The 21,098-nt window shown below is 71.7% G+C and carries 22 protein-coding genes; 2 read left to right on the forward strand and 20 right to left on the reverse strand.

Features of this window, described 5'->3' with window-relative positions; genetic code table 11:
- Nucleotides 1-23 precede the first annotated feature (23 nt).
- The 9 genes from scpB to HUN59_RS12775 form a co-directional block, all read right to left on the reverse strand.
- Complete coding sequence (scpB, locus tag HUN59_RS12735; protein ID WP_174778552.1) at nucleotides 24-710, reverse strand: SMC-Scp complex subunit ScpB; 687 nt, start codon at nucleotides 708-710, stop codon at nucleotides 24-26.
- On the reverse strand, nucleotides 700-1,515 hold the full coding sequence (locus HUN59_RS12740) for a segregation and condensation protein A (protein WP_058742962.1): 816 nt from the start codon (nucleotides 1,513-1,515) through the stop codon (nucleotides 700-702). The genes scpB and HUN59_RS12740 overlap by 11 nt, the downstream gene beginning before the upstream one ends.
- Complete coding sequence (locus tag HUN59_RS12745; protein ID WP_174778553.1) at nucleotides 1,499-2,377, reverse strand: ParA family protein; 879 nt, start codon at nucleotides 2,375-2,377, stop codon at nucleotides 1,499-1,501. The genes HUN59_RS12740 and HUN59_RS12745 overlap by 17 nt, the downstream gene beginning before the upstream one ends.
- Nucleotides 2,378-2,463: 86 nt before the next feature.
- The gene (locus tag HUN59_RS12750) at nucleotides 2,464-3,285 is read right to left on the reverse strand and encodes an SseB family protein (RefSeq protein WP_174778554.1); all 822 of its coding nucleotides are present in this window, start codon (nucleotides 3,283-3,285) and stop codon (nucleotides 2,464-2,466) included.
- Nucleotides 3,286-3,291: 6 nt separating this feature from the next.
- A complete protein-coding gene (gene priA, locus HUN59_RS12755) occupies nucleotides 3,292-4,038 on the reverse strand; it encodes a bifunctional 1-(5-phosphoribosyl)-5-((5-phosphoribosylamino)methylideneamino)imidazole-4-carboxamide isomerase/phosphoribosylanthranilate isomerase PriA (protein ID WP_141860838.1) in 747 nt (248 codons plus the stop codon).
- A 34-nt stretch (nucleotides 4,039-4,072) separates the two neighbouring features.
- Complete coding sequence (gene hisH / locus HUN59_RS12760) at nucleotides 4,073-4,690, reverse strand: imidazole glycerol phosphate synthase subunit HisH (protein WP_231050750.1); 618 nt, start codon at nucleotides 4,688-4,690, stop codon at nucleotides 4,073-4,075.
- A gap of 89 nt (nucleotides 4,691-4,779) precedes the next feature.
- Nucleotides 4,780-5,382 carry an imidazoleglycerol-phosphate dehydratase HisB gene (hisB, locus tag HUN59_RS12765; protein ID WP_141860836.1) on the reverse strand — a complete coding sequence of 201 codons (603 nt, stop codon included), beginning with the start codon at nucleotides 5,380-5,382 and terminating at the stop codon, nucleotides 4,780-4,782.
- A complete protein-coding gene (locus HUN59_RS12770; RefSeq protein WP_174778556.1) occupies nucleotides 5,379-6,485 on the reverse strand; it encodes a histidinol-phosphate transaminase in 1,107 nt (368 codons plus the stop codon). Before HUN59_RS12770 ends, hisB begins: the two co-directional genes overlap by 4 nt.
- A 76-nt stretch (nucleotides 6,486-6,561) precedes the next feature.
- Nucleotides 6,562-6,939: a LysM peptidoglycan-binding domain-containing protein gene (locus tag HUN59_RS12775; RefSeq protein ID WP_141860832.1), complete on the reverse strand. Its 378-nt coding sequence runs from the start codon at nucleotides 6,937-6,939 to the stop codon at nucleotides 6,562-6,564.
- A 235-nt stretch (nucleotides 6,940-7,174) separates the two neighbouring features.
- Here HUN59_RS12775 and lexA point away from each other — a divergent pair, with 235 nt between their 5' ends.
- Nucleotides 7,175-7,819, forward strand: a complete 645-nt coding sequence (gene lexA, locus HUN59_RS12780) for a transcriptional repressor LexA (protein ID WP_058742957.1) — start codon at nucleotides 7,175-7,177, stop codon at nucleotides 7,817-7,819.
- 94 nt (nucleotides 7,820-7,913) lie between these two features.
- Here lexA and hflX read toward each other — a convergent pair whose 3' ends face one another.
- Nucleotides 7,914-9,452: a GTPase HflX gene (gene hflX, locus HUN59_RS12785; RefSeq protein ID WP_174778557.1), complete on the reverse strand. Its 1,539-nt coding sequence runs from the start codon at nucleotides 9,450-9,452 to the stop codon at nucleotides 7,914-7,916.
- A gap of 61 nt (nucleotides 9,453-9,513) precedes the next feature.
- Between hflX and HUN59_RS12790 the strand changes: the two genes are divergently transcribed.
- A complete protein-coding gene (locus tag HUN59_RS12790) occupies nucleotides 9,514-10,146 on the forward strand; it encodes a class I SAM-dependent methyltransferase (RefSeq protein WP_174778558.1) in 633 nt (210 codons plus the stop codon).
- A gap of 392 nt (nucleotides 10,147-10,538) precedes the next feature.
- Here HUN59_RS12790 and dapF read toward each other — a convergent pair whose 3' ends face one another.
- From dapF to HUN59_RS12840, 10 genes are all read right to left on the reverse strand, one after another.
- Nucleotides 10,539-11,429: a diaminopimelate epimerase gene (gene dapF / locus HUN59_RS12795; RefSeq protein WP_174778559.1), complete on the reverse strand. Its 891-nt coding sequence runs from the start codon at nucleotides 11,427-11,429 to the stop codon at nucleotides 10,539-10,541.
- A complete protein-coding gene (gene miaA / locus HUN59_RS12800) occupies nucleotides 11,426-12,337 on the reverse strand; it encodes a tRNA (adenosine(37)-N6)-dimethylallyltransferase MiaA (RefSeq protein WP_441307042.1) in 912 nt (303 codons plus the stop codon). The genes dapF and miaA overlap by 4 nt, the downstream gene beginning before the upstream one ends.
- 61 nt (nucleotides 12,338-12,398) lie before the next feature.
- Nucleotides 12,399-13,898, reverse strand: coding sequence for a tRNA (N6-isopentenyl adenosine(37)-C2)-methylthiotransferase MiaB (gene miaB, locus HUN59_RS12805; RefSeq protein ID WP_174778560.1), 1,500 nt, complete (start codon nucleotides 13,896-13,898; stop codon nucleotides 12,399-12,401).
- A gap of 28 nt (nucleotides 13,899-13,926) precedes the next feature.
- Nucleotides 13,927-14,895 (reverse strand): regulatory protein RecX, encoded by a 969-nt coding sequence (locus HUN59_RS12810; protein WP_174778561.1) that lies wholly within the window; start codon nucleotides 14,893-14,895, stop codon nucleotides 13,927-13,929.
- Nucleotides 14,892-15,959 (reverse strand): recombinase RecA, encoded by a 1,068-nt coding sequence (gene recA / locus HUN59_RS12815; protein WP_114849117.1) that lies wholly within the window; start codon nucleotides 15,957-15,959, stop codon nucleotides 14,892-14,894. Before recA ends, HUN59_RS12810 begins: the two co-directional genes overlap by 4 nt.
- Nucleotides 15,960-16,223: 264 nt before the next feature.
- On the reverse strand, nucleotides 16,224-16,448 hold the full coding sequence (locus HUN59_RS12820; protein ID WP_114849116.1) for a DUF3046 domain-containing protein: 225 nt from the start codon (nucleotides 16,446-16,448) through the stop codon (nucleotides 16,224-16,226).
- Between the two features lie 79 nt (nucleotides 16,449-16,527).
- The gene (locus HUN59_RS12825; RefSeq protein WP_058742950.1) at nucleotides 16,528-16,836 is read right to left on the reverse strand and encodes a helix-turn-helix domain-containing protein; all 309 of its coding nucleotides are present in this window, start codon (nucleotides 16,834-16,836) and stop codon (nucleotides 16,528-16,530) included.
- Between the two features lie 154 nt (nucleotides 16,837-16,990).
- A complete protein-coding gene (locus HUN59_RS12830) occupies nucleotides 16,991-17,479 on the reverse strand; it encodes a CinA family protein (RefSeq protein ID WP_174778562.1) in 489 nt (162 codons plus the stop codon).
- On the reverse strand, nucleotides 17,476-18,114 hold the full coding sequence (pgsA, locus tag HUN59_RS12835) for a CDP-diacylglycerol--glycerol-3-phosphate 3-phosphatidyltransferase (RefSeq protein ID WP_144802051.1): 639 nt from the start codon (nucleotides 18,112-18,114) through the stop codon (nucleotides 17,476-17,478). The genes HUN59_RS12830 and pgsA overlap by 4 nt, the downstream gene beginning before the upstream one ends.
- Nucleotides 18,115-18,118: 4 nt before the next feature.
- Nucleotides 18,119-21,070, reverse strand: coding sequence for an FtsK/SpoIIIE family DNA translocase (locus HUN59_RS12840; protein ID WP_174778563.1), 2,952 nt, complete (start codon nucleotides 21,068-21,070; stop codon nucleotides 18,119-18,121).
- Nucleotides 21,071-21,098 lie beyond the last annotated feature (28 nt).

Here is a 21,098-nt window from a genome sequence, read left to right on the forward strand (position 1 = left end):
GCGACCCGCCTCGTCGTTCGTCCTCATGTGCGGCCATCGGGGATCCCTTCGTTCTGCTCGAAGCCGCCGGCGCCGTCCTCCAGGAGGGGCGAGATGAGCGGCAGCTCGTCGAGCGAGTTGATGCCGAGCTGCTGCAGGAGCAGGTCGGACGTGACGTAGTTGATGGCGCCGGTCTCCGCGTCCGTGAACGACTCCTCGATGAGGCCGCGCGCCACCAGCGTGCGCACCACCCCGTCGACGTTCACGGCACGGATCGACGCGATCTGCGACCGGGTGATCGGCTGCTTGTAGGCGACGACCGCGAGGGTCTCGAGCGCGGCCTGCGACAGGCGCGCCGGACGCTCGGCCTCGACGAACTGCTCGACCACGGCGTCCAGGTCGGCCCGGACGTAGAAGCGCCAGCCACCGCCCACCTCGCGGAGCTCGAAGCCGCGACGGACGGTCCCGACGAGCCCGTCGAAGTCGGCGACGAGCCGCTCCACCGCCTGGCGGACGACGGGCACGGGTGCGCCGACGGCTGCTGCGAGCGACACGAGCGACTGGGGCTCGTCCGCGATCATCAGGATCGCCTCGATCTGCCGGTCGACGGCGACGTCGAGCGGCGCGGTGTGCGGCGCGGCGTCGAGCTCGTCCGCGCCCCCGGGCTCGGCCCCGGCCCCGCCGTCGTGCGCGACGTGGGCGGCGGTGCGGTGCACGGCGTCATCCGTCATAGTCGGCTCCCAGGTTCGCGAGGCTCTCGTCGGACCAGTCCTCTGCGGTCCACCGGAGTGTGAGCTCCCCGAGCGGTTCGGCCTGCTCGAACGAGATCGACGCGTTCCGGTACAGCTCCAGGATCGCCAGGAAGCGAGCCACCACGATACCCGTCTCCGTGACCCCGGCGACCAGGTCGCGGAACGAGACGTCCTCGTCGGCGCGTGTGCGGAGGATCGAGACCACGATCGCGGCCTGCTCCCGGATGCTCACGAGCGGGGCGTGCAGGTGGTCGAGTCCGACGGTCGGGATCTCCCGCGGCGCGAACGCGAGCATCGCCAGCGCGGCGAAGTCCTGCACCGACAGCGTCCACACGAGCTCCGGCGTCCGGGCACGGAACCGTTCCTCGAGCCGCACGCGACGCACGTGCCGTCGGGACTCCTCCTGCCAGCGTTCCCCGAACCACTCCGCGGCCTGCTTGAACGCCCGGTACTGCAGCAGCCGGGCGAACAGCAGGTCCCGCGCCTCGAGCAGGGCGACGTCCTCGGCGTCGACGAGCTCGCCCTGGGGCAGGAGCCCGACGATCTTCAGGTCGAGCAGCGTCGCCGCGACGACGAGGAACTCGCTCGCCTCGTCGAGCTCGTCGGCGGACTCCGCCTGGCGGACGTAGGCGATGAACTCACCCGTCACGGCGCCGAGCGACACCTCGGTGATGTCCAGCTCGTGCTTCGTGATGAGCGACAGGAGCAGGTCGAACGGGCCGTCGAAGTTCGACAGCCGGACGCGGAACCCGGTGGCGGCCGCCGGGTCAGGCGACGGCGCCACGCTCGACGAGCTCCCGTGCCAGCTGCCGGTACGCGTGGGCGGCGGCGTGGTCCGGGGCCGTCTGCGTGATCGGGCGCGCCGACACCGTGGCGTCCGGGAACTTCACCGTGCGGCCGATCACCGTGTCGAGCACCCGGTCGTCGAAGGTCTCGACGACCCGCTCCATGACCTCGCGCGAGTGCAGCGTCCGCGAGTCGTACATCGTCGCGAGGATGCCGTCGAGCTGCAGTGCCGGGTTCAGCCGGTCCCGCACCTTGTCGATCGTCTCGATGAGCAGCGCGACACCGCGGAGCGCGAAGAACTCGCACTCGAGCGGGATGAGCACGCCGTGCGCGGCCGTCAGCGCGTTCACCGTCAGCAGGCCGAGCGACGGCTGGCAGTCGACGAGGATCACGTCGTAGTCGTTCGCGACCTTGCGGAGGACGCTCGCCAGGATCTGCTCCCGCGCGACCTCGTTCACCAGGTGGACCTCGGCCGCGGACAGGTCGATGTTCGCGGAGATGACGTCCAGCAGCGGGACGTTCGTCGGCTGGATTACCTGGTTCGGGTCCTTCACCGAGCCCATCAGCAGGTCGTAGACCGTGGGGATGTCGTGGGTCCGCACGCCGAGGCCGGCGGACAGGGCGCCCTGCGGGTCGAAGTCGACGGCGAGGACGCGACGGCCGTACTCGGCCAACGTGGCGCCGAGGTTGATCGACGTCGTGGTCTTGCCGACGCCGCCCTTCTGGTTGCAGAGCGCGATGATGCGAGCCGGCCCGTGGCCGTCGAGTTCCTCGGGGACCGGGAACTGCCGCACGGGCCGCCCGGTGGGGCCGACCGGGGTCTCGCCGGTGCCGGGGCTGGTCGTCGGGTTGGTGCTCACCCCGTCATGCTACCGGCGGGCCGCCGACGTCCCGGCGCGACCGGCGGGGCGGGCGCGCCACGGGCCTGCGGGCCTGGAGGCGCGACTCACGCCCGGCGCAGCGCCACCCGCATGCTGTCCACGCGTTCCGCGACGACGGCGTCCGCCGTCCACCGCTGCTGGAGGCGGCCGACGAGGGCCTGGACGTCACCTTGGTCGAGACCGGGGTGGAGCGCGAGGCCCACCGTCAGCTCGGCCCCGGCGAACCGACCGAGCGGGTCCCCCGGAGACAGCTCGACCCGCGCGACCGCCGGTTCGTCGGCCACGGAGTCCGCGAACGCCCGGGCGACCTCCGGGTCCTCGAAGCACGGGGTCCACGGCACGTCCTGGCCGATCGCCCACACGGCCGGTCGGCGCAGCACGAACTCGGTCGGCGCCGTCGGGTCGAGGACCACGAGCTGGGTCTCCTCGCTCGCCGCCGCCATCGCCACGCGCCGCGTCTCCGCCGGCACGGGCCGCGCCGTCGGGTCCCACGACCGCATCGCCTCGGCCGAGGTGAACGCCGGCATGACCGTCCGCCCGTCCGGCCCGGCGACCGTCACGATGGACAGCTCCTGGGTCTTGTCGACGAGCTTGCCCTCGGGCGTGTGGCCGACGTCCCCGGCCTCGGCGACGAGCGGGATGAGGAGCCGCGCGGTCCGGAGCGCGTCCACCACGGCGCGCTGCGAGCCGCCCTGCTGCAGCCCGGTGATCGCGGCGACCACCGCGGGGTCGGCGAGGCCGTCGTCCTCGTCGTAGGCGGTGTCGTGCGCGTCGAACGTCCGTCCGGCCCAGGGGTTGCCCGCGGAGTCGGCGGCACCACCGGGGGTGTGCGCGTCGTCGTCCGTCGGCTCGGGGCCCGTGCCGCGGCCGTTCGAGATGCCCGCCACCGCGCGCTACGCCCCGGCGACGTCGAGGGCGGCCGGGAGCGTGAACGCGCCGGAGTAGAGCGCCTTGCCGATGATCGCGCCCTCGAGTCCGTGCGGGACGAGCTCGCGGAGGGCCCGCAGGTCGTCGAGCGTCGAGATGCCGCCGGAGGCCACGACGGGCTGGTCCGTCCGGTCGCAGACCGCACGGAGGAGCTCCACGTTCGGGCCCTGCAGCGTGCCGTCCTTCGTCACGTCGGTCACCACGTACCGGGCGCACCCGGCGGCCTCGAGCCGGTCGAGGACCTCCCACAGGTCGCCGGCGTCCTCGGTCCACCCGCGGCTCGCGAGGGTCGTCCCGCGCACGTCGAGCCCGACGGCGATCTGCTCGCCGTACTGCTGGATCACCCGGGCGGCCCACTCGGGCTGCTCGAGCGCGGCGGTGCCGAGGTTCACACGGGCGGCGCCGGTCGCGAGGGCGGCCTCGAGCGAGGCGTCGTCGCGGATGCCGCCGGAGAGCTCGACGGAGACCCCCTCGACCTCGTCGATCGCGCGGGCGATCACCTGCCGGTTGTCGCCGCGACCGAACGCCGCGTCGAGGTCGACGAGGTGGATCCACTCGGCGCCCTGCTCCCGCCACGTGCGGGCGGCGGTGACGGGGTCGCCGTACGAGGTCTCGCTGCCGGCCTCGCCCTGGGTGAGGCGGACGGCCTGGCCGTCGACCACGTCGACGGCGGGGAGCAGGACGAGGGGCGGGGTGGCGGTGAGGTCGGTCATGGTCCTGTCGGTACTGGTCTCGGTGGCGGCTTGCTCAGAGTGAGCGGACCCAGTTCCGGAGGAGCTGGATGCCCGGCTCGCCGGACTTCTCGGGGTGGAACTGGGTGGCGGTCAGCGGGCCGTTCTCGACCGCGGCGACGAACCGCTGGCCGTGCTCGGCCCAGGTCAGCCGGGGCGCGCGGAACGGGCCGTAGGCGTCGAGCGGGAAGTCGGTGACGCCGTAGGAGTGCACGAAGTAGAAACGCTCGTCGTGCAGCCCGTCGAACAGGACCGAGTCCTCGGGCGCCTCGACGGTGTTCCACCCCATGTGGGGCAGGACGTCGGCCTCGAGCTGCTCGACCGTCCCGGGCCACTGCGCCAGGCCCTCGACGTCGGCGCCGCGTTCGACTCCGCGCGCGAACATGACCTGCATGCCGACGCAGATGCCGAGCACCGGACGCCCGCCGGCAAGGCGGTGGTCGACGATCTCGCCGCCGTGCACGCCCTCGAGCTGGTCGACGACCGCGGCGAACGCACCCACGCCCGGCACGAGCAGTCCGTCGGCCCGCAGCGCGGTCTGCTTGTCGGCGCTCAGGGTGACGTCCGCGCCGGCGCGCTCGAGGGCCTTCGCGGCGGAGTGCACGTTGCCGGAGCCGTAGTCGAGGACGACCACGTTCGGCCGCGCGCCCGACGGCTCGGTCTCGGGGTCGGTGCCGGGTCGGTCGGTGCCGGGTCGGTCGGTGCCGGGTCCGTCGGTGCCGGTCACAGGGCGCCCTTGGTCGACGGGATGCCGTCGACGCGCGGGTCGAGCTCGACCGCCTTGCGCATCGCCCGGGCGAAGGCCTTGAACTCGGCCTCGGCGATGTGGTGCGGGTCTCGGCCCTCGAGCACGCGGACGTGCACGGTGATGCCGGCGTTGAACGTGATCGCCTCGAACACGTGGCGGACCATCGACCCGGTGAAGTGCCCGCCGATGCGGTGGAACTCGAAGCCGGCTGGCTCCCCCGAGTGCACGAGGAACGGACGGCCGGAGACGTCGACGACCGCCTGTGCCAGCGCCTCGTCGAGGGGCACGAGGGCGTCACCGTACCGGCCGATGCCGGACCGGTCTCCCAGGGCCTGCTTGAGCGCCTGCCCGAGCACGATGCCGGTGTCCTCGACCGTGTGGTGCACGTCGATGTCGGTGTCGCCCGTCGAGCGCACCCGCAGGTCGATGAGCGAGTGCTTGCTGAACGCGGTCAGCATGTGGTCGAAGAACGGCACGCTCGTCGAGACGTCGGACGAGCCGGTGCCGTCCAGGTCGAGCGAGAGCTCGATGCTCGACTCGCTCGTGCTCCTGCTGACGGAGGCGGTACGGGCGGTCATGCGTCCAGCCTAACCGGGGGCTGGTCGGCGGCCACGCGACGCATGGCGTCGAGGAACGCGGTGGTCTCCTCCTCGGTCCCCGCGCTCACCCGGAGGTGGTTCGGGATGCCGAGGTCACGGACGATCACGTCCTGGTCGAGCAGGGCCTCGAACGCGGCGTTCGGGTCCGCGACGCCGCCGAACAGGACGAAGTTCGACCAGGTCTCGTACGTGCGGTACCCCATCGCGCCGAGCTCGGTGACCATGCGGTCGCGCTGTTCCTTGATGTCGTCGACCATCGCGAGCATCTCCGGCGCGTGGCGGAGCGCCGCGACGGCAGCAGCCTGCGTCAGCGCGGACAGGTGGTACGGCAGCCGGACGAGCCGGATCGCGTCGATGACGGCCGGGTCGGCCGCGAGGTACCCGACCCGGGCGCCCGCGAACGCGAACGCCTTGCTCATCGTGCGCGACACCACGAGCCGCTCGCGCCCCGGCAGCAGCGAGACCGCGCTCGGCACGTCGGCGGGCATGAACTCCGCGTAGGCCTCGTCGACCATCACGATGCCGTCGGTGGCTTCGTACGCGGCGCGGACGGTGTCGATCGACAGGGGCGTCCCGGTCGGGTTGTTCGGCCCGCACAGGAAGACGATGTCGGGCTGGTGCTCGCGGATGGCGGCCACGACGGTCTCGGGCGAGATGCGGAACTCGTCGTCGCGCTGCGCCGGGAGCCACGTCGTGCCGGTGCCGGACGCCAGGATCGAGTGCATCGAGTAGGTGGGCGGGAACCCGAGCACGCTCCGGCCGGGACCGCCGAAGGCCTGGAGGAGCTGCTGCAGGACCTCGTTCGACCCGTTCGCCGCCCAGAGCTGCTCGGCGGTCAGACCGTGCCCGAGGTACGCGGCAAGCGACTGGCGCAGCTCGGTGAACTCCCGGTCGGGGTAGCGGTTCACCGTCGTCAGCGCCTGACGGATCGACTCCACGATGTCGTCGGCGACGTCCTGCGGCACCGGATGCGTGTTCTCGTTGACGTTCAGCTGCACCCGCACGTGCTTCTGCGGGGCACCGTAGGGGCTCTGCCCACGGAGGTCGTCGCGGATCGGGAGGTCGTCGAGCGTGGTTGCCACCGATCCATCGTAGGCCGCGCTGCCGTGCGGACGACCGGCCGTCCGGACGGTCGCGGCCACGCGGACGATCGGCAGGTCAGTTACCCGCGGAGTACTTCGCCGGGATCGCGATCTGCTCGCCCGCCTGGAGCGTCGAGCCGTCGAGCGCGTTGAGGCTGACGACGTCCTGCACGAAGTCGCGCGGGTCGGCGTCGGGCGCGGTCTGCTCGGCGAGCGACCACAGGGTCTCGCCCGGCTGCACCGTGACGGTCTCGAAGTGGACGGGAGCCCCGGCACGCGAGGCGTCACCAGCGGAGGCCTGTCCGCCGTTGATGACGGCGAGCAGGATGCCGACAGCGACCGGGAGCGCAGCGAGCGTCGTGAGGACGACCCGTCCACGGCGCGTGAGGCGCAGGCGCGTCCGGACGGCGGGCGTCGCGGTGCGCTGGGTGTCAGCGATGGCGATGGTGCTCATGTCGTTCTGCCTTCCCGTTCGGTGAACCGAAGTCGTGTACCGAACATACTTTCGAACCTGAGGCCGCACAAGTCCCAGGAAGGGATTCGTGCGGGATTTCCTGCCGACACGCTCGAACAGGTGTTTGTCCGGCGTGGGACGGTCGGATACTGTTTCGAGCGACTGGGACGAGTCAAGCGGGTACCACCGACATCCGCGGCGATCACGTCCAGACACCGACGAAGGGCGGCCCGACGTGGCGGACGAACTGCGGAGCCAGAAGCCGCTGACGGCGAAGCAGCAGGCGATCCTCGACGCGATCCGTGCGTCCATCGCCAGCCGGGGCTACCCGCCGAGCATGCGGGAGATCGGCGACGCCGCCGGCCTGTCGTCCCTGTCGAGCGTCTCCCACCAGCTCGGTCAACTCGAGCTCGGCGGCTGGATCCGTCGTGACCCGAACCGTCCCCGCGCGCTCGAGGTCCTGGTCGACGAGCCGAACCCGGACGTCCAGACCCCGGACGTCGACGCCACGACGCTCGTGCCCCTCGTCGGCCGGATCGCCGCCGGTGTGCCGATCACGGCCGAGCAGCACGTCGACGAGATCGTGCCGCTCCCCCGTCAGCTCGTCGGCACGGGCGACCTCTTCATGCTCAAGGTCGTGGGCGAGTCGATGATCGACGCCGCCATCTGCGACGGCGACTGGGTCGTCGTCCGGTCGCAGCAGACCGCGGAGAACGGTGACGTCGTCGCGGCGATGCTCGACGAGGAAGCCACCGTCAAGGTCTTCCGCCAGCGCGACGGCCACACCTGGCTGCTCCCCCGGAACTCGGCGTTCGAGCCGATCCTCGGTGACGCGGCGACGGTCCTCGGCAAGGTCGTCGCGGTGCTCCGCTCGCTCTGACCGCGACCCGCTCTGATCCAGACCCACCGACGGACAGGAGGCACGGTGCCAGCTGGCACCGTGCCTCCTGTCCGTCCCGGTGTGGGTCCGGTGACTAGGCCGTGGTGACGGGCGCAACCACGTAGGGGTCGAGCTCGGCGACCTGCCGCTGGAAGACGCGGACGTGCAGTCGGGTGCCGTCCTCGACGTAGTCGGTCGTCTCGACCGCGCCGGCGTCGTGCAGGGCCGACACCAGGTCGCCGCGGTCGTAGGGGATGACGACCGTCAGGTCGACGTCCGGTTCCGGCAGACGGTCCTCGATCGCCGCCAGGAGCTCGGTGACGCCCTCGCCCGTGCGTGCCGAGACGAAGACGGCGTCCGGGACCAGGCCGACGAGCACGAGTCGCTGCGCGTCGTCGATCAGGTCCGCCTTGTTGAAGGCGACGACCTCGGGGACGTCGCGCGCGCCGACGTCGCCGATCACGTCGCGGACCGTGGCGAGCTGCGCGGCCGGGTCCGGGTGCGATCCGTCCACGACGTGCACGATGACGTCGGCCTGGCCGACCTCCTCGAGCGTGGACCGGAACGCCTCGACCAGCTGGTGCGGCAGGTTGCGCACGAAGCCGACGGTGTCGACGAACGTGAACTCGCGACCCTTGGTGCTCTCGGTGCGGCGGACGGTCGCGTCGAGCGTGGCGAACAGCTGGTTCTGCACCAGCACGCCGGCGCTCGTCAGCCGGTTGAGCAGCGACGACTTGCCGGCGTTGGTGTACCCGGCGATCGCGACGCTCGGCACCTCGTTCCGGGCACGGTCGGCGCGCTTCGCCTCGCGGGCCGGGGTGAAGCCGGCGATCTGGCGCCGGAGCTTCGCCATCCGGGTGTGGATCTTCCGGCGGTCGAGCTCCATCTTGGTCTCACCGGGGCCACGGGAACCCATGCCCGCACCGCCGGAGACCTGGCCACCGGCCTGCCGGGACATCGACTCGCCCCAACCACGGAGGCGCGGGAGCAGGTACTGCAGCTGCGCGAGCTCGACCTGCGCCTTGCCCTCGCGGGTGGAGGCGTGCTGGCTGAAGATGTCGAGGATCACGGCCGTGCGGTCGATCACCTTGACCTTGACGACGTCCTCGAGCGCACGACGCTGCGAGGGTGCGAGCTCGGTGTCGGCGATCACGGTGTCGGCGCCGGTGGCCTTGACGGCCATCGCGAGTTCCTCGGCCTTGCCCTTGCCGAGGTACGTGGAGGGGTCGGGGGTCGGTCGGCGCTGCAGGAGTCCGTCGAGCACCACGGCACCCGCGGTCTCGGCCAGGGCGGCGAGTTCGCGGAGGGAGTTCTCGGCGTCCTGCGCGCTGCCCTGGGGGTAGACGCCGATGAGGACGACCTGCTCGAGCCGGAGCTGCCGGTACTCGACCTCGGTGACGTCCTGGAGTTCGGTGGAGAGGCCGGTGACACGGCGCAGGGCCGCCCGGTCCTCGCGTTCGTACTGGTCGCCGTCGCCGGCCCAGCCGTGCTCGTCGACCGATCGGGTCTGGATCGCCTGCGCCGGGGCGAAGATCGCGGACGATGCCTTCGAGTCAGCGTTGCGGAGGACGCGTTCCACGACACCTTCGGCGCTGTCGTCGGATCGTCCGTCGTTCATGGTGGTTTCCGTCATCTTCTCCACAGGGTACCGCCGCCACGCCCGGGACATACGGGGGTCCCGGTACGGTTCTTCCATGGCGAACGAGCACTACTTCTCCGCGAACCCGTCGTCGGAGACCCGTGCGCGCCAGGTGCACGTCACGCTCGCCGGCAAGCCGCTGACCCTGACCACCGCTGCCGGGGTGTTCAGCCCGGACGGCGTCGATCGCGGCACGCGGGTCCTGCTCGGTTCGGTGCCGCCGCCCTCGTCGTCGGGCGCCCTGCTCGACATCGGCTGCGGTTGGGGTCCGATCGCGATCACCATGGCGCTCGAGTCGCCGGACGCGCACGTGTGGGGCGTGGACGTCAACGAGCGGGTGCTCGGGCTGGCGCGGGACAACGCCGCCGCCGCCGGGGCTGCGAACGTGACGGTCGGCCTGCCGTCGGAGATCCCCGCCGACCTGCGCTTCCGGACGATCTGGTCCAACCCGCCGATCCGTGTCGGGAAGGACGAGCTGCACGAGATCCTGCTCACCTGGATCCCCCGGCTCGAGATCGGGGGCGACGCGTGGCTCGTCGTGTCGAAGGACCTCGGTGGCGACTCGCTGCAGCGCTGGCTCGGGGACACGCTCGGCGCCGGGTTCCGGGTCGCGCGGGCGACGACGGACAAGGGCTTCCGGGTGATCCGGGTGCACCGCGTGGCGGAGGACACAGCCGCAGCCGAGTGAGGCGGGGCTGATTCGTCCTGCTCGCTGGCGGGTCGTGCTGTTCCGGAGTGCCGGCGCGTGCGCCCGGCGGTCCGGACTGCCCGCGCGGCTCGGTGCTCGTTGCGCCGGTGACACCCCGGCGTGCTCGAGACGCCTCCGATCACGCGAAACGCCCGGCGAAGCGGTGGCGTCTCGACGGTGGCGCGGCGTCTCGCGGGCAAGGCGGCGTCTCGCGGGCGCTGCAGTCCCCGTGGGCGTGGTCAATCGTTCCCATCACGCCCGACATGGGAGGACGAACCGCGCGTACTCGGTCAGAACGAACGACCTCCGACGCGCGGAACGGCCTCCAATGAGCGGATCGGCCTCCTTCGCGCAGAACGACCCCCCGCGCCGAGCCACGGCGCCGACAGCCCTCAGACCGTCAGGTCCCCCGAGAACACCAGCTCCGCCGGCCCCGCGAGCGCCACGTGCTCCCCGTCCTCGGCCGCGAACATCCGCACCGTGACGATCCCGCCCGGGACCCGCACGCGCCACGTGTCCGGCGCCGAGGGCCCCGCCCAGTACCGGGTCGCCAGCGCTGCCGCGACCGCGCCGGTCCCGCACGACAGCGTCTCGCCGCTCCCGCGCTCGTGCACCCGCATCGTGATCTCGCCGACGCCGTCCTTGACCAGCGGGTCGCCGGGCAGCACGAACTCGACGTTCGCCCCGGCCGCCGGTGCCGGGTCGAGCACGGGGATCCAGGTCAGGTCGAGTCCGGCGAGCTCGTCCTCGGTCGCGACCGCGACGACGACGTGCGGGTTCCCCACGTCGATGCCCAGGCCGGGTCGCGCGCCGTCGAGCTCCCGCGCCCGGACCATGACGTCGTTCGCGGCGCCGCCCTCGATGCCGAGCCCCCACCGACCCAGGTCCGCCGAGAAGCCGTTCGTGGTCCGCTGGATGTCGACCAGGCCCTTGCGGCTGCCGACGGTCAGCGTCTCCCCCGGTGCGAGGTCGACGAGCCCCGACTCGGTCAGGTACCGCGCGAACACCCGTATGCCGTTGCCGCACATCTCCGCGACCGAGCCGTCGGCGTTGTGGTAGTCCATGAACCAGGTCGCCTCGGGCGCGACCGCGAGGAGCGCCCGCCCCTCCGGGAGCGCCTCGGACCGGACCGCCCGGATCACGCCGTCGCCGCCGACGCCGAACCGACGGTCCGCGATCGCCCGGATCCGCTCGGGGGTCAGGTCGACCGTCGCGTCGGGATCGGCGAACAGGACGAAGTCGTTGCCGGTGCCCTGGCCCTTGGTGAAGTGCAGTTCGGTCACGGGACGATCCTACGGGCCGCCTCCCGCAGGCCCGCGAGGTCCGTCCCGGTCACGTCGAGCACCTCGGCGTCGGCGTACCGCTTGAACCAGGAGACCTGCCGCCGGGCGTACTTGCGGGTCGCCACCGCGGTCGCCTCGACGGCGTCGTCCCGAGTCGCCCGCCCGTGCAGCACGTCGAGCGCCTGCGCGTACCCGATCGCGGCGCGGGCGGTCTTCCCCTGCTCCAGCCCCTGGTCGCGGAGCCCCGCGACCTCGTCGACGAGCCCCCGGTCGAACATCCGCGCGGCACGCTCGTGCAGTGACGCGACGAGTCCGGTGCGTTCGCGGTGCAGGTGCAGGATCCGGGCGGGTCGCCAGGCGCGGGGCGCGGACGGGAGGCTCGGGGTCACGACCTCGGATCGGCTCGCGATCTCGAGTGCGCGGATCAGACGCCGCGGGTTGCGTTGGTCGACGGCGGCCGCGGCGGCGGGGTCGAGCGCCCGGAGCCGCTCGACGAGGACGCCGGGTCCGAGTTCGGCGTGCTCACGCTCGAGCCGTGCGCGCAGTTCGGGGTCCGTGCCCGGGAACGCGAGGTCGAAGAGCACCGACGACACGTAGAGCCCGCTGCCGCCGACGAGGAGCGCGACGGAACCGGAGTCCGTGATCCGTTCGACGTCGGCTCGCGCGTCGCCCTGGTACGCCGCGACGCTCGCCTCGTCGGTCACGTCGAGCACGTCGAGCTGGTGGTGCGGGACCCCTCGGCGTTCCGCGACGCTGAGCTTCGCCGTGCCGATGTCCATGCCTCGGTAGAGCTGCATCGCGTCGGCGTTGACGATCTCCGCAGGACGTCCCGACCGGGCGAGCTGCTCGGCGATCGCCAGGGCGAACTCGGACTTCCCGGTCCCCGTGGCGCCGACGACCGCGATCAGGTCGACCGCGGCAGGGTCCGACGACCGGCCGTCGAGCGCCAGGCCCTCGGGCAACAGGGGCTCAGCGCCCGACACGGAGCGACGGCAGACCGAGCGAGACCGGACGCGGCCCCGCGGCCGCACCGGCGGACGCCGGGGTCGGGACACCGCAGCTCTCGGCCTGCGCACGGTCCCAGGCGTCGCCCGCGCGGGTTCGACGGATCTGCAGGGGCCCGTCGTTGTCGGCGATCAGGAAGTGCGGGGCCGCACGGGTGACCTCGACCGTGACGACGTCACCGGGACGCGGCACGGCGGAGTCGGCCGGGACCGAGAAGTGCACGAGCCGGGAGTCCTCCGCGCGCCCGGACAACCGGTGGGTGGCGTCGTCCTTCTTGCCCTCACCCGTGGCGACGAGCACCTGCACGGTGCAACCGACCTGCTTCGCGTGCTCCTCGGCGGTGATCCGGTCCTGCAGCGCGATGAGTCGCTCGTAGCGTTCCTGGACGACCGCCTTCGGCAGCTGGTCCGGCATCGTCGCCGCCGGGGTGCCGGGGCGGATCGAGTACTGGAAGGTGAAGGCCGACGCGAACCGGGACTGTTCGACGACCCGCAGGGTGTCTTCGAAGTCCTCCTCGGTCTCGCCCGGGAACCCGACGATGATGTCCGTGGAGATCGCCGCGTTCGGGATCTTCGCCCGGACGCGGTCCAGGATCCCGAGGAAGCGCTCGCTCCGGTAGCTCCGACGCATCGCCTTGAGTACGCGGTCGGAACCGGACTGCAGCGGCATGTGCAGCTGTGGCATGACGTTCGGCGTCTCCGCCATCGCGTCGATGACGTCGTCGGTGAACGCCGCCGGGTGCGGGCTCGTGAAGCGGATCCGCTCGAGCCCCTCGATCGCGCCGGCGGCACGGAGGAGCTTGCTGAACGCCTGGCGGTCCCCGAACTCGACGCCGTACGAGTTGACGTTCTGCCCGAGAAGGGTGACCTCGATCGCGCCGTCGTCGACCAGCGCCTGGATCTCGGCGAGGACGTCCCCGGGTCGACGGTCCTTCTCCTTGCCGCGGAGCGAGGGCACGATGCAGAACGTGCAGGTGTTGTTGCAGCCGACGGAGATCGACACCCACCCGCTGTAGGTCGAGTCGCGCTTCGTCGGCAGCGTCGACGGGAACACGTCGAGCGACTCGAGGATCTCGATCTGCGCCTCGTCGTTGTGCCGCGCGCGCTCGAGCAGGGTCGGCAGTGACCCCATGTTGTGCGTCCCGAACACGACGTCGACCCACGGCGCCTTCTCGAGGATGACGTTCTTGTCCTTCTGCGCCAGGCACCCGCCGACGGCGATCTGCATGCCGGGGTGCTCGCGCTTGACGCCCGCCAGGTGCCCGAGGTTGCCGTAGAGCCGGTTGTCCGCGTTCTCGCGCACCGCGCAGGTGTTGATCACGACGACGTCGGCCTGCTCGCCGTCGGCGGCGACGTACCCGGCCGACTGCAGCGAACCGCTGAGGCGCTCGGAGTCGTGCACGTTCATCTGGCACCCGTAGGTGCGGACTTCGTAGGTGCGGGGGCGGGCGTCGACGGTGGCCATGATCGTCCCAGTGTAGGTCGGTGCGGGACTACTCGAAGCGGACGGACCCGCCCCCGGAGGGTGGTCGCCGTCCGCCGCCGTCGAGGGCGCGCTCGACAGCGATCCGCACGACCCCGGAGCCGTAGCCCTTGCGCATGAGGAACCCGCTGAGACGTCGCTCGGCGGTCGCGCGGTCGAGACCGCGGAGCTGCCCGGCGCGCTTCTGGGCGAGCTCGATCGCGCGGACGAACTCGTCGTCCGCGTCGTCCGCCGCCGCCTCGAGCGCAGCGTCGATCGCCGTCTGGTCGATCCCGCGCCGACGGAGCTCCGCGACGACCCCCTGGCGCCCGAGGCCCTTCCGCTCGTGGAGCCGGTCGACCAGGTCCGTCGCCAGTGCCACGTCGTCGAGCAGACCGACCCGGACGAGCCGTGCGACCTCGTGTTCGACGACGTCCGGGTCGAGGTCCTGCTTGGTCAGCACCTGACGCATCTCGGACTCGCTGACGCCCTTGCGCCCGAGCGCCCGCATGCTCACCCGTTCGGCGTCGGCACGCTGCTCGTCGAGCGGTCGCGGGACCTCGTCGGGTTCGAGCTCCTGTCCCCCGCGGATCGAGAACACCGACGCCGTCGCAGCGTCCGCGGTCTCGGTGTCGTACCCGCGCTGAGCCTCGTACCCGGTCCGCTCCGACCGTGCACTCAGGCCGCTGCCGTCCCCGATGACGGGCGACAGCCACTCCGCCTGTGGACGAGCACCGTGCAGCGGCACGGGAGCATCGGCATCAGCCGCACCCGTTGACGCCGCGTCGGACGGCGTCTCCGTGCCCAGCCCGGTCTCGTGCTCAGGTTCGGACTCGGACTCGGACTCGTACCAGCGCTCATCGTCACCGGACGGCGCCGCGGTGCGCGGGAGACCGTCTGGCCGCTCGACCGACGGAACCGAGCGACCACGACGCGACCGCGCACCGAACAGGTCGGTCACCGGCGCGAGGTCTGCGTCGTGGTCGTGCTCGTCCGTCACGCGCCCTTGCGCTCCGCGATCTTCGGCGCGATGGACTCGACCTTGGCGTCGTCGGCGTCGGCCTTGGCGCCACCGACACCGAGCTTCGCGAGGATCTTGCCCTCGATCTCGGCGGCGATGTCGGCGTTCTGGATCAGGAACGAACGCGAGTTCTCCTTGCCCTGCCCCAGCTGGTCGCCGTCGTAGGTGTACCAGGCGCCCGACTTCTTGACGATGCCGTGGTCGACACCGAAGTCGAGCAGCGAGCCCTCGCGCGAGATGCCCGTGCCGTACAGGATGTCGAACTCGGCCTGCTTGAAGGGCGGCGCCATCTTGTTCTTGACGACCTTGACGCGCGTGCGGTTGCCGACCGCGTCGGTGCCGCTCTTCAGGGTCTCGATGCGACGGATGTCGAGACGGACCGACGCGTAGAACTTGAGCGCCTTGCCGCCCGCGGTGGTCTCGGGGCTGCCGAAGAACACACCGATCTTCTCGCGCAGCTGGTTGATGAAGATCATCGTCGTCTGCGTCTGGTTCAGCCCACCCGCGAGCTTGCGGAGCGCCTGCGACATGAGACGTGCCTGCAGACCCACGTGCGAGTCACCCATCTCGCCCTCGATCTCGGCGCGGGGCACGAGCGCCGCGACGGAGTCGACCACGATCAGGTCGATCGAACCCGAACGGACGAGCATGTCGGCGATCTCGAGCGCCTGCTCACCGGTGTCGGGCTGGGACACGAGCAGCGCGTCGATGTCGACGCCGAGCTTCTTCGCGTACTCGGGGTCGAGCGCGTGCTCCGCATCGATGAAGGCCGCGATGCCACCGGCGCGCTGCGCATTCGCGATGGCGTGCAGCGTCAGGGTCGTCTTACCGGACGACTCCGGGCCGTAGATCTCGATGATGCGGCCGCGCGGCAGTCCGCCGATGCCGAGCGCGACGTCGAGCGCAACCGAACCGGTCGGGATGATGGCGACCGGAGCGCGGTCGTCCGACCCGAGGCGCATCACGGTGCCCTTGCCGAACTGGCGGTCGATCTGGGCGAGTGCGGTCTCGAGGGCCTTCTCGCGGTCTGCGGGTGATGGCATGGTGGTGCTCCTTCGTGCTCGGTGTCGGCCGCCTGTAGGCTGTCGCGTCCACCCCGGCCGGTGCTGCAGGGCCGGGACTTGAGCGACAAGGCTTCGGGCTGTTCCCGATGACTCGAACCTAGGGTCGGCCACCGACATCACTGCCGGTCGACGCGCCACCTGTGGACGGACATCCGGAGCAACTCCGATGTGGAGGAACGTAGCATCGATCGAACACGCGTTCGAGCAACACGCCGAACACAGTTTCGGGACGTGCGGACCGGGTCAGTCCCGCGGCTCCGCGAGCCCCTTGCCGTGCCGCTTGTCGAGCGGCACGTCCTGCGAGTCGCACAGCGCCTCCCACACACGACGCGCATCGATCCCGGCGTCGAGCGCGTCCGCCGCGGACCGACCCCCGAGCTCCTCGAGCACGACGTCCCGCGTCACCACTGCGCCGTAGGCCGACCCGAACACCTGGTCCACGGCCCGCCAGAACTCACTCACCCGCATCCGACCAGCGTAACGAGCGCCCCGGACAGCAGGACGCCCCCGCCGACATCGGCGGGGGCGTCCGTGAAACGGTACGGGGTCAGCGCACCGCGAGGTCGTTGTCGAACTCGGCGACGAGGTCGTCGGGCAGGGTGTCGGGGACCGGGGTGAGTCCCTCGACGACCGCGAGCCGGTCGCCGACCTCGCGCATGATGGTCGAGATGGGCGTGTCGAGCGCGTCGGCCACGGAGGCGAGGATCTCGGAGCTGGCCTCCTTCTGACCGCGCTCCACCTCGCTCAGGTACCCGAGAGCAACGCTGGCCTTGGACGCGACCTGACGGAGGGTCCGGCCCTTCTGCAAGCGGAAGTCCCGCAGCACGTCGCCGATCTCCTGACGAACGAGAACCATGAGAACTCCTCCTCTCTGTCGTCTCCGCGCCCGCCTGGTCCGGGTGACCGTGGTCGGGTTCAGCAACAGTAGCGTTGCCGGTTGCAGCATGCTAGCGACGCCGGCTGCCGTCCTGCTGGAGATTGCGTGGGATGTAACCCGGCGGTAACGAGGCCTATTCCCCGCTGCGCACCGTGGCCGACATCCGTGCCAGGAGTTCGGAGACCGTGGCCTGTCGGATTGCCTCACGGTCGCCCTCCAGGTGGAGTTCGTACGCCTCGGCGCGCGACGCGGACGCGATGCCGACGAACACCGTGCCCACGGGCTTGCCGTCCTGCGGGTCCGGGCCGGCGACACCGGTCGTGCTGATCCCCCACGTGGCGGGCACGCCGTCGACCGCGAGCGCGGTGCGGACGCCGCTCGCCATCTGCCGGGCGACCTCGGGGTCGACCGCCCCGTGCTCGGCGAGGAGGTCCGCCGAGACGCCGAGCACGGTGTGCTTGACGGGCGTCGCGTACGCCACGACACCACCGCGGACGACGGCGCTGGCCCCGGGGACCCCGACGAGGGTCGCCACGACGAGGCCGCCCGTGAGCGACTCGGCCACAGCCACGGTCTCGCCACGGGCGGTCAGCACGGCGACGAGCGCGGCGACGTCGGTCACGCGGCGGTCCGGTTGTGCTTCCAGGCCTGCCAGAGGTAGTCGGCCCCGCTGAGCACGGTGGCGAGGAGCGCGGCGGTCATCAGGATGCCGTTCACCCAGTGCGCGAGGTCGCCGACGACGTTCCACCACGGGAACAGCGCGAGCGTGATCGCGACGGCCTGCAGCACGGTCTTGACCTTGCCGCCGCGGCTCGCCGGGATCACCCGGTCGGACAGGACGGCGAACCGGAAGACGGTGATCCCGATCTCGCGGAGCATGATCAGCACGGTCACGATCCAGGGCAGCTCTCCGAGGATCGACAGCGCGACCAGGGCACCGCCGATGAGCACCTTGTCGGCGATCGGGTCGACGAGCTTCCCGAAGTCCGTGACCAGGTTCTGGCGGCGGGCGATGATGCCGTCCGCGCTGTCGGTGACGATCGCCACGACGAAGACGACCGCAGCCCACACCCGCAGCGACGTGTCCTGCCCGCCGTCGGCGAGCAGCATCACGAAGAACAACGGCGCCATCAGGATGCGCACGACGGTGATGACGTTGGCGACGTTCGCGGTCGACGCCGGTCCCTCGCCCTTGCGGAGCAGCCGGCCCCGCCACGGGAACCGGGCCGCCGAGCGGGTGTGCTGCGAGCTGGTCACGTCGTCACTCCCTGCCCGTCAGTGCCCAGGCGTCCTCGTCCGGACCGTCCTCTTCCTCAGGGTACCCGCGCGTCATGTCGGCGACCGGGTCGGCACCGTAGCGGTCCTCGTCCGGCGGCGTCGACGTCGGCGCGGAGGCGACCGGTGCCGCCGGGCCCGGTGCGGGAGCCGCTGCCGGCTCGGCGGGCGGCTCCTCACCGCGGAGCTTCGCGAGGACGGCGGGCAGCTGGTCCGGCGTGACGAGCACGTCGCGGGCCTTCGACCCCTCGGACGGGCCGACGATGTCCCGCGACTCCATGAGGTCCATCAGGCGACCGGCCTTCGCGAACCCGACGCGGAGCTTGCGCTGGAGCATCGACGTCGAGCCGAACTGCGTCGACACGACCTGCTCGACCGCGGCGAGCAGCAGCTCGAGGTCGTCGCCGATGTCCGCGTCGATCTCCTTGCGCTCGACCACGGCGGCGACGTCCTGCCGGTACTCGGGCTGGGCCTGCCGGGTGACGTGCTGGACGACCTCGGCGACCTCGCTCTCCTGCACCCAGGCGCCCTGCACGCGGACGGCCTTCGAGGACCCCATCGGCAGGAACAGCGCGTCGCCCTGGCCGATGAGCTTGTCGGCGCCGGGCTGGTCGAGGATGACGCGCGAATCGGTGACGCTCGTCACCGCGAACGCGATGCGTGACGGCACGTTCGCCTTGATCAGACCGGTGATGACGTCGACCGACGGGCGCTGCGTCGCGAGCACGAGGTGGATGCCGGCAGCGCGGGCGAGCTGGGTGATGCGGACGATCGACTCCTCGACGTCCCGGGGCGCGACGAGCATGAGGTCGGCGAGCTCGTCCACGACGACGAGCAGGTACGGGTAGGGCTTGAGCTTCCGCTCGCTGCCGGCCGGCAGGACGATCTCGTTGTTCTCGATGGCCTTGTTGAAGTCGTCGACGTGGCGGAACCCGAACGACGCCAGGTCGTCGTACCGCATGTCCATCTCCTTCACGACCCACTGCAGCGCCTCGGCCGCCTTCTTGGGGTTCGTGATGATGGGCGTGATGAGGTGCGGGACCCCCGCGTAGATCGACAGCTCGACGCGCTTCGGGTCGACGAGGACCATCCGGACCTCGGACGGCTTCGCGCGCATGAGGAGCGACGTGATCATCGAGTTGATGAACACCGACTTGCCGGAGCCCGTCGAGCCCGCGACGAGCATGTGCGGCATCTTCGCCAGGTTCGCGACGACGAAGCCGCCCTCGACGTCCTTGCCGACGCCTATCGTCATCGGGTGCTTGGACTTCCGCGCCGCGTTCGAGCGCAGGACGTCGCCGAGCGAGACGACCTCGCGGTCGGTGTTCGGGATCTCGACGCCGATCGCGCTCTTGCCGGGGATGGGCGAGAGGATGCGGACCTCGTTCGACGCGACCGCGTACGACAGGTTCTTCGACAGCGCCGTGACCCGCTCGACCTTGACGCCCGGACCGAGCTCGATCTCGTAGCGCGTGACCGTCGGGCCCCGGGAGAAGCCGGTGACCTTCGCGTCGACCTTGAACTCCGTGAGGACCCCGGTGATCGCGGCGACGATGTCGTCGTTCGCCTGGCTGCGCGCGACCGAGGGCGTCCCGGCGCTCAGCGTCGTCGCGGCCGGCAGTCGGTACGGCGCGGACGGGTCCTCGTCCGCGGCGCCTGCGGCGAGCCCCTGCAGGTCGTCCTCGGCAGGTTCGGCGTCCGGCACCGACGCGGGTGCCGAGGCGGACACGACCGGCGAGACGCCGGCGTCCGGGCGCGCGACCGGAGCAACGGCCGACGCAGCAGCCGTGTGGTCCGGCACCGCCACCCCGGCGTCGCGGAGGACGCGCTCGGCGACCTCGAGGTCCTGCTCGATGGAGTCGTTGAGGTTGACCGATCCGGGCTCCGTCGGCGTGTGGTCGACCAGGCCGGCCGCGGCACCCGCGTTCGGGCGCTCCGACGTCGGCGCGGGCGCGGCCGCGGGAAGCACCGGGGTGTCGTACGCGGGGTCCTCCTCACGACCGGACCCGTTGCGCCGCCACCACGGGACGGTGCCGCCCTCGGGCTGGTCGCCGCCGGACTGCTGGTCGCCGCCGGACTGCTGCTCGCCCTCGAAGCCGAGGTCGTCGAAGAGCTGGAAGTCGCCCTCGCCGCCCTGCTGGCGCTTGCGACCGCGGGCCCGCGGGGTGGGAGCGACGGCGTCGGCGGCCGGGTCGGCCTCGGCCGCGGGCGCCGGGGCGCCGAACAGGTAGGCGTAGAGCTCGTGCAGCCGTCGACCGGTCTTGTTCGGCGGCGTCTTGGTGATGATGAAGAGCGAGAGCACGAGCAGCAGCACGGCGACGGGCACCGCGACCCAGACCGTGGCGACCGCGACGAGCCAGCTGATGACGACCCAGCCGAGCACGCCGCCCGCCGCGGCGAGGGCGACCATGCCGTCCGCGGCGCTCGGCTGTCCGCCGAACACGTGGCAGAGCGAGGCGATCGACACGAGCATCAGCCCGAGCCCGATCCCGATCCGGGTGTTGTCGTGCACCGAGGCGGGGTGCCGGAACAGCCACCCGGCGAAGACGATCATGATCACCGGCAACGCGACGGCGAGCCGGCCGAAGAGCCCGCCGAACGTGTACGCGTCGAGCGCGACCGACACCGGGTTCGTCGGGTTGAGCCATTCGACCACGCCGCCCGCGATCGCGAGCACGAACAGCAGGAACGGGAAGCCGTCGCGGCGCTGGTCCTTCTCGAGTGACTCCTTGCCGAGCAGCCGGAAGAGCGCGCCGACCCCGTGGGCCATGCCGAGCCAGGCGCTCACCATCGGGTTCTGCTCGCGGAACACCGGCGTCGGTGCGACCTGCGGCAGCTTCTTCGTGGTCGCCTGCGTGCGCGACGTCCCGCGCGCCCCGCTCCCGCGGGACGACGATGACGCGCGCGAACGCGTGGTCGACTTGGTGCCTCCGGCCATGGGGACGACCCTAATCCCCGCTCGGGAC

It is taken from the genome of Curtobacterium sp. Csp2, assembly GCF_013347165.1.

Excerpts from the sequence above, each read along its gene's own strand:
- scpB (WP_174778552.1), bottom strand. The coding sequence starts at position 710 with ATGACGGATGACGCCGTGCACCGCACCGCCGCCCACGTCGCGCACGAC.
- priA (WP_141860838.1), bottom strand. The coding sequence starts at position 4,038 with ATGACCGACCTCACCGCCACCCCGCCCCTCGTCCTGCTCCCCGCCGTC.
- hisB (WP_141860836.1), bottom strand. The coding sequence starts at position 5,382 with ATGACCGCCCGTACCGCCTCCGTCAGCAGGAGCACGAGCGAGTCGAGC.
- HUN59_RS12775 (WP_141860832.1), bottom strand. The coding sequence starts at position 6,939 with ATGAGCACCATCGCCATCGCTGACACCCAGCGCACCGCGACGCCCGCC.
- hflX (WP_174778557.1), bottom strand. The coding sequence starts at position 9,452 with ATGACGGAAACCACCATGAACGACGGACGATCCGACGACAGCGCCGAA.
- HUN59_RS12790 (WP_174778558.1), top strand. The coding sequence starts at position 9,514 with ATGGCGAACGAGCACTACTTCTCCGCGAACCCGTCGTCGGAGACCCGT.
- miaB (WP_174778560.1), bottom strand. The coding sequence starts at position 13,898 with ATGGCCACCGTCGACGCCCGCCCCCGCACCTACGAAGTCCGCACCTAC.
- recA (WP_114849117.1), bottom strand. The coding sequence starts at position 15,959 with ATGCCATCACCCGCAGACCGCGAGAAGGCCCTCGAGACCGCACTCGCC.
- HUN59_RS12820 (WP_114849116.1), bottom strand. The coding sequence starts at position 16,448 with ATGCGGGTGAGTGAGTTCTGGCGGGCCGTGGACCAGGTGTTCGGGTCG.
- HUN59_RS12825 (WP_058742950.1), bottom strand. The coding sequence starts at position 16,836 with ATGGTTCTCGTTCGTCAGGAGATCGGCGACGTGCTGCGGGACTTCCGC.
- HUN59_RS12840 (WP_174778563.1), bottom strand. The coding sequence starts at position 21,070 with ATGGCCGGAGGCACCAAGTCGACCACGCGTTCGCGCGCGTCATCGTCG.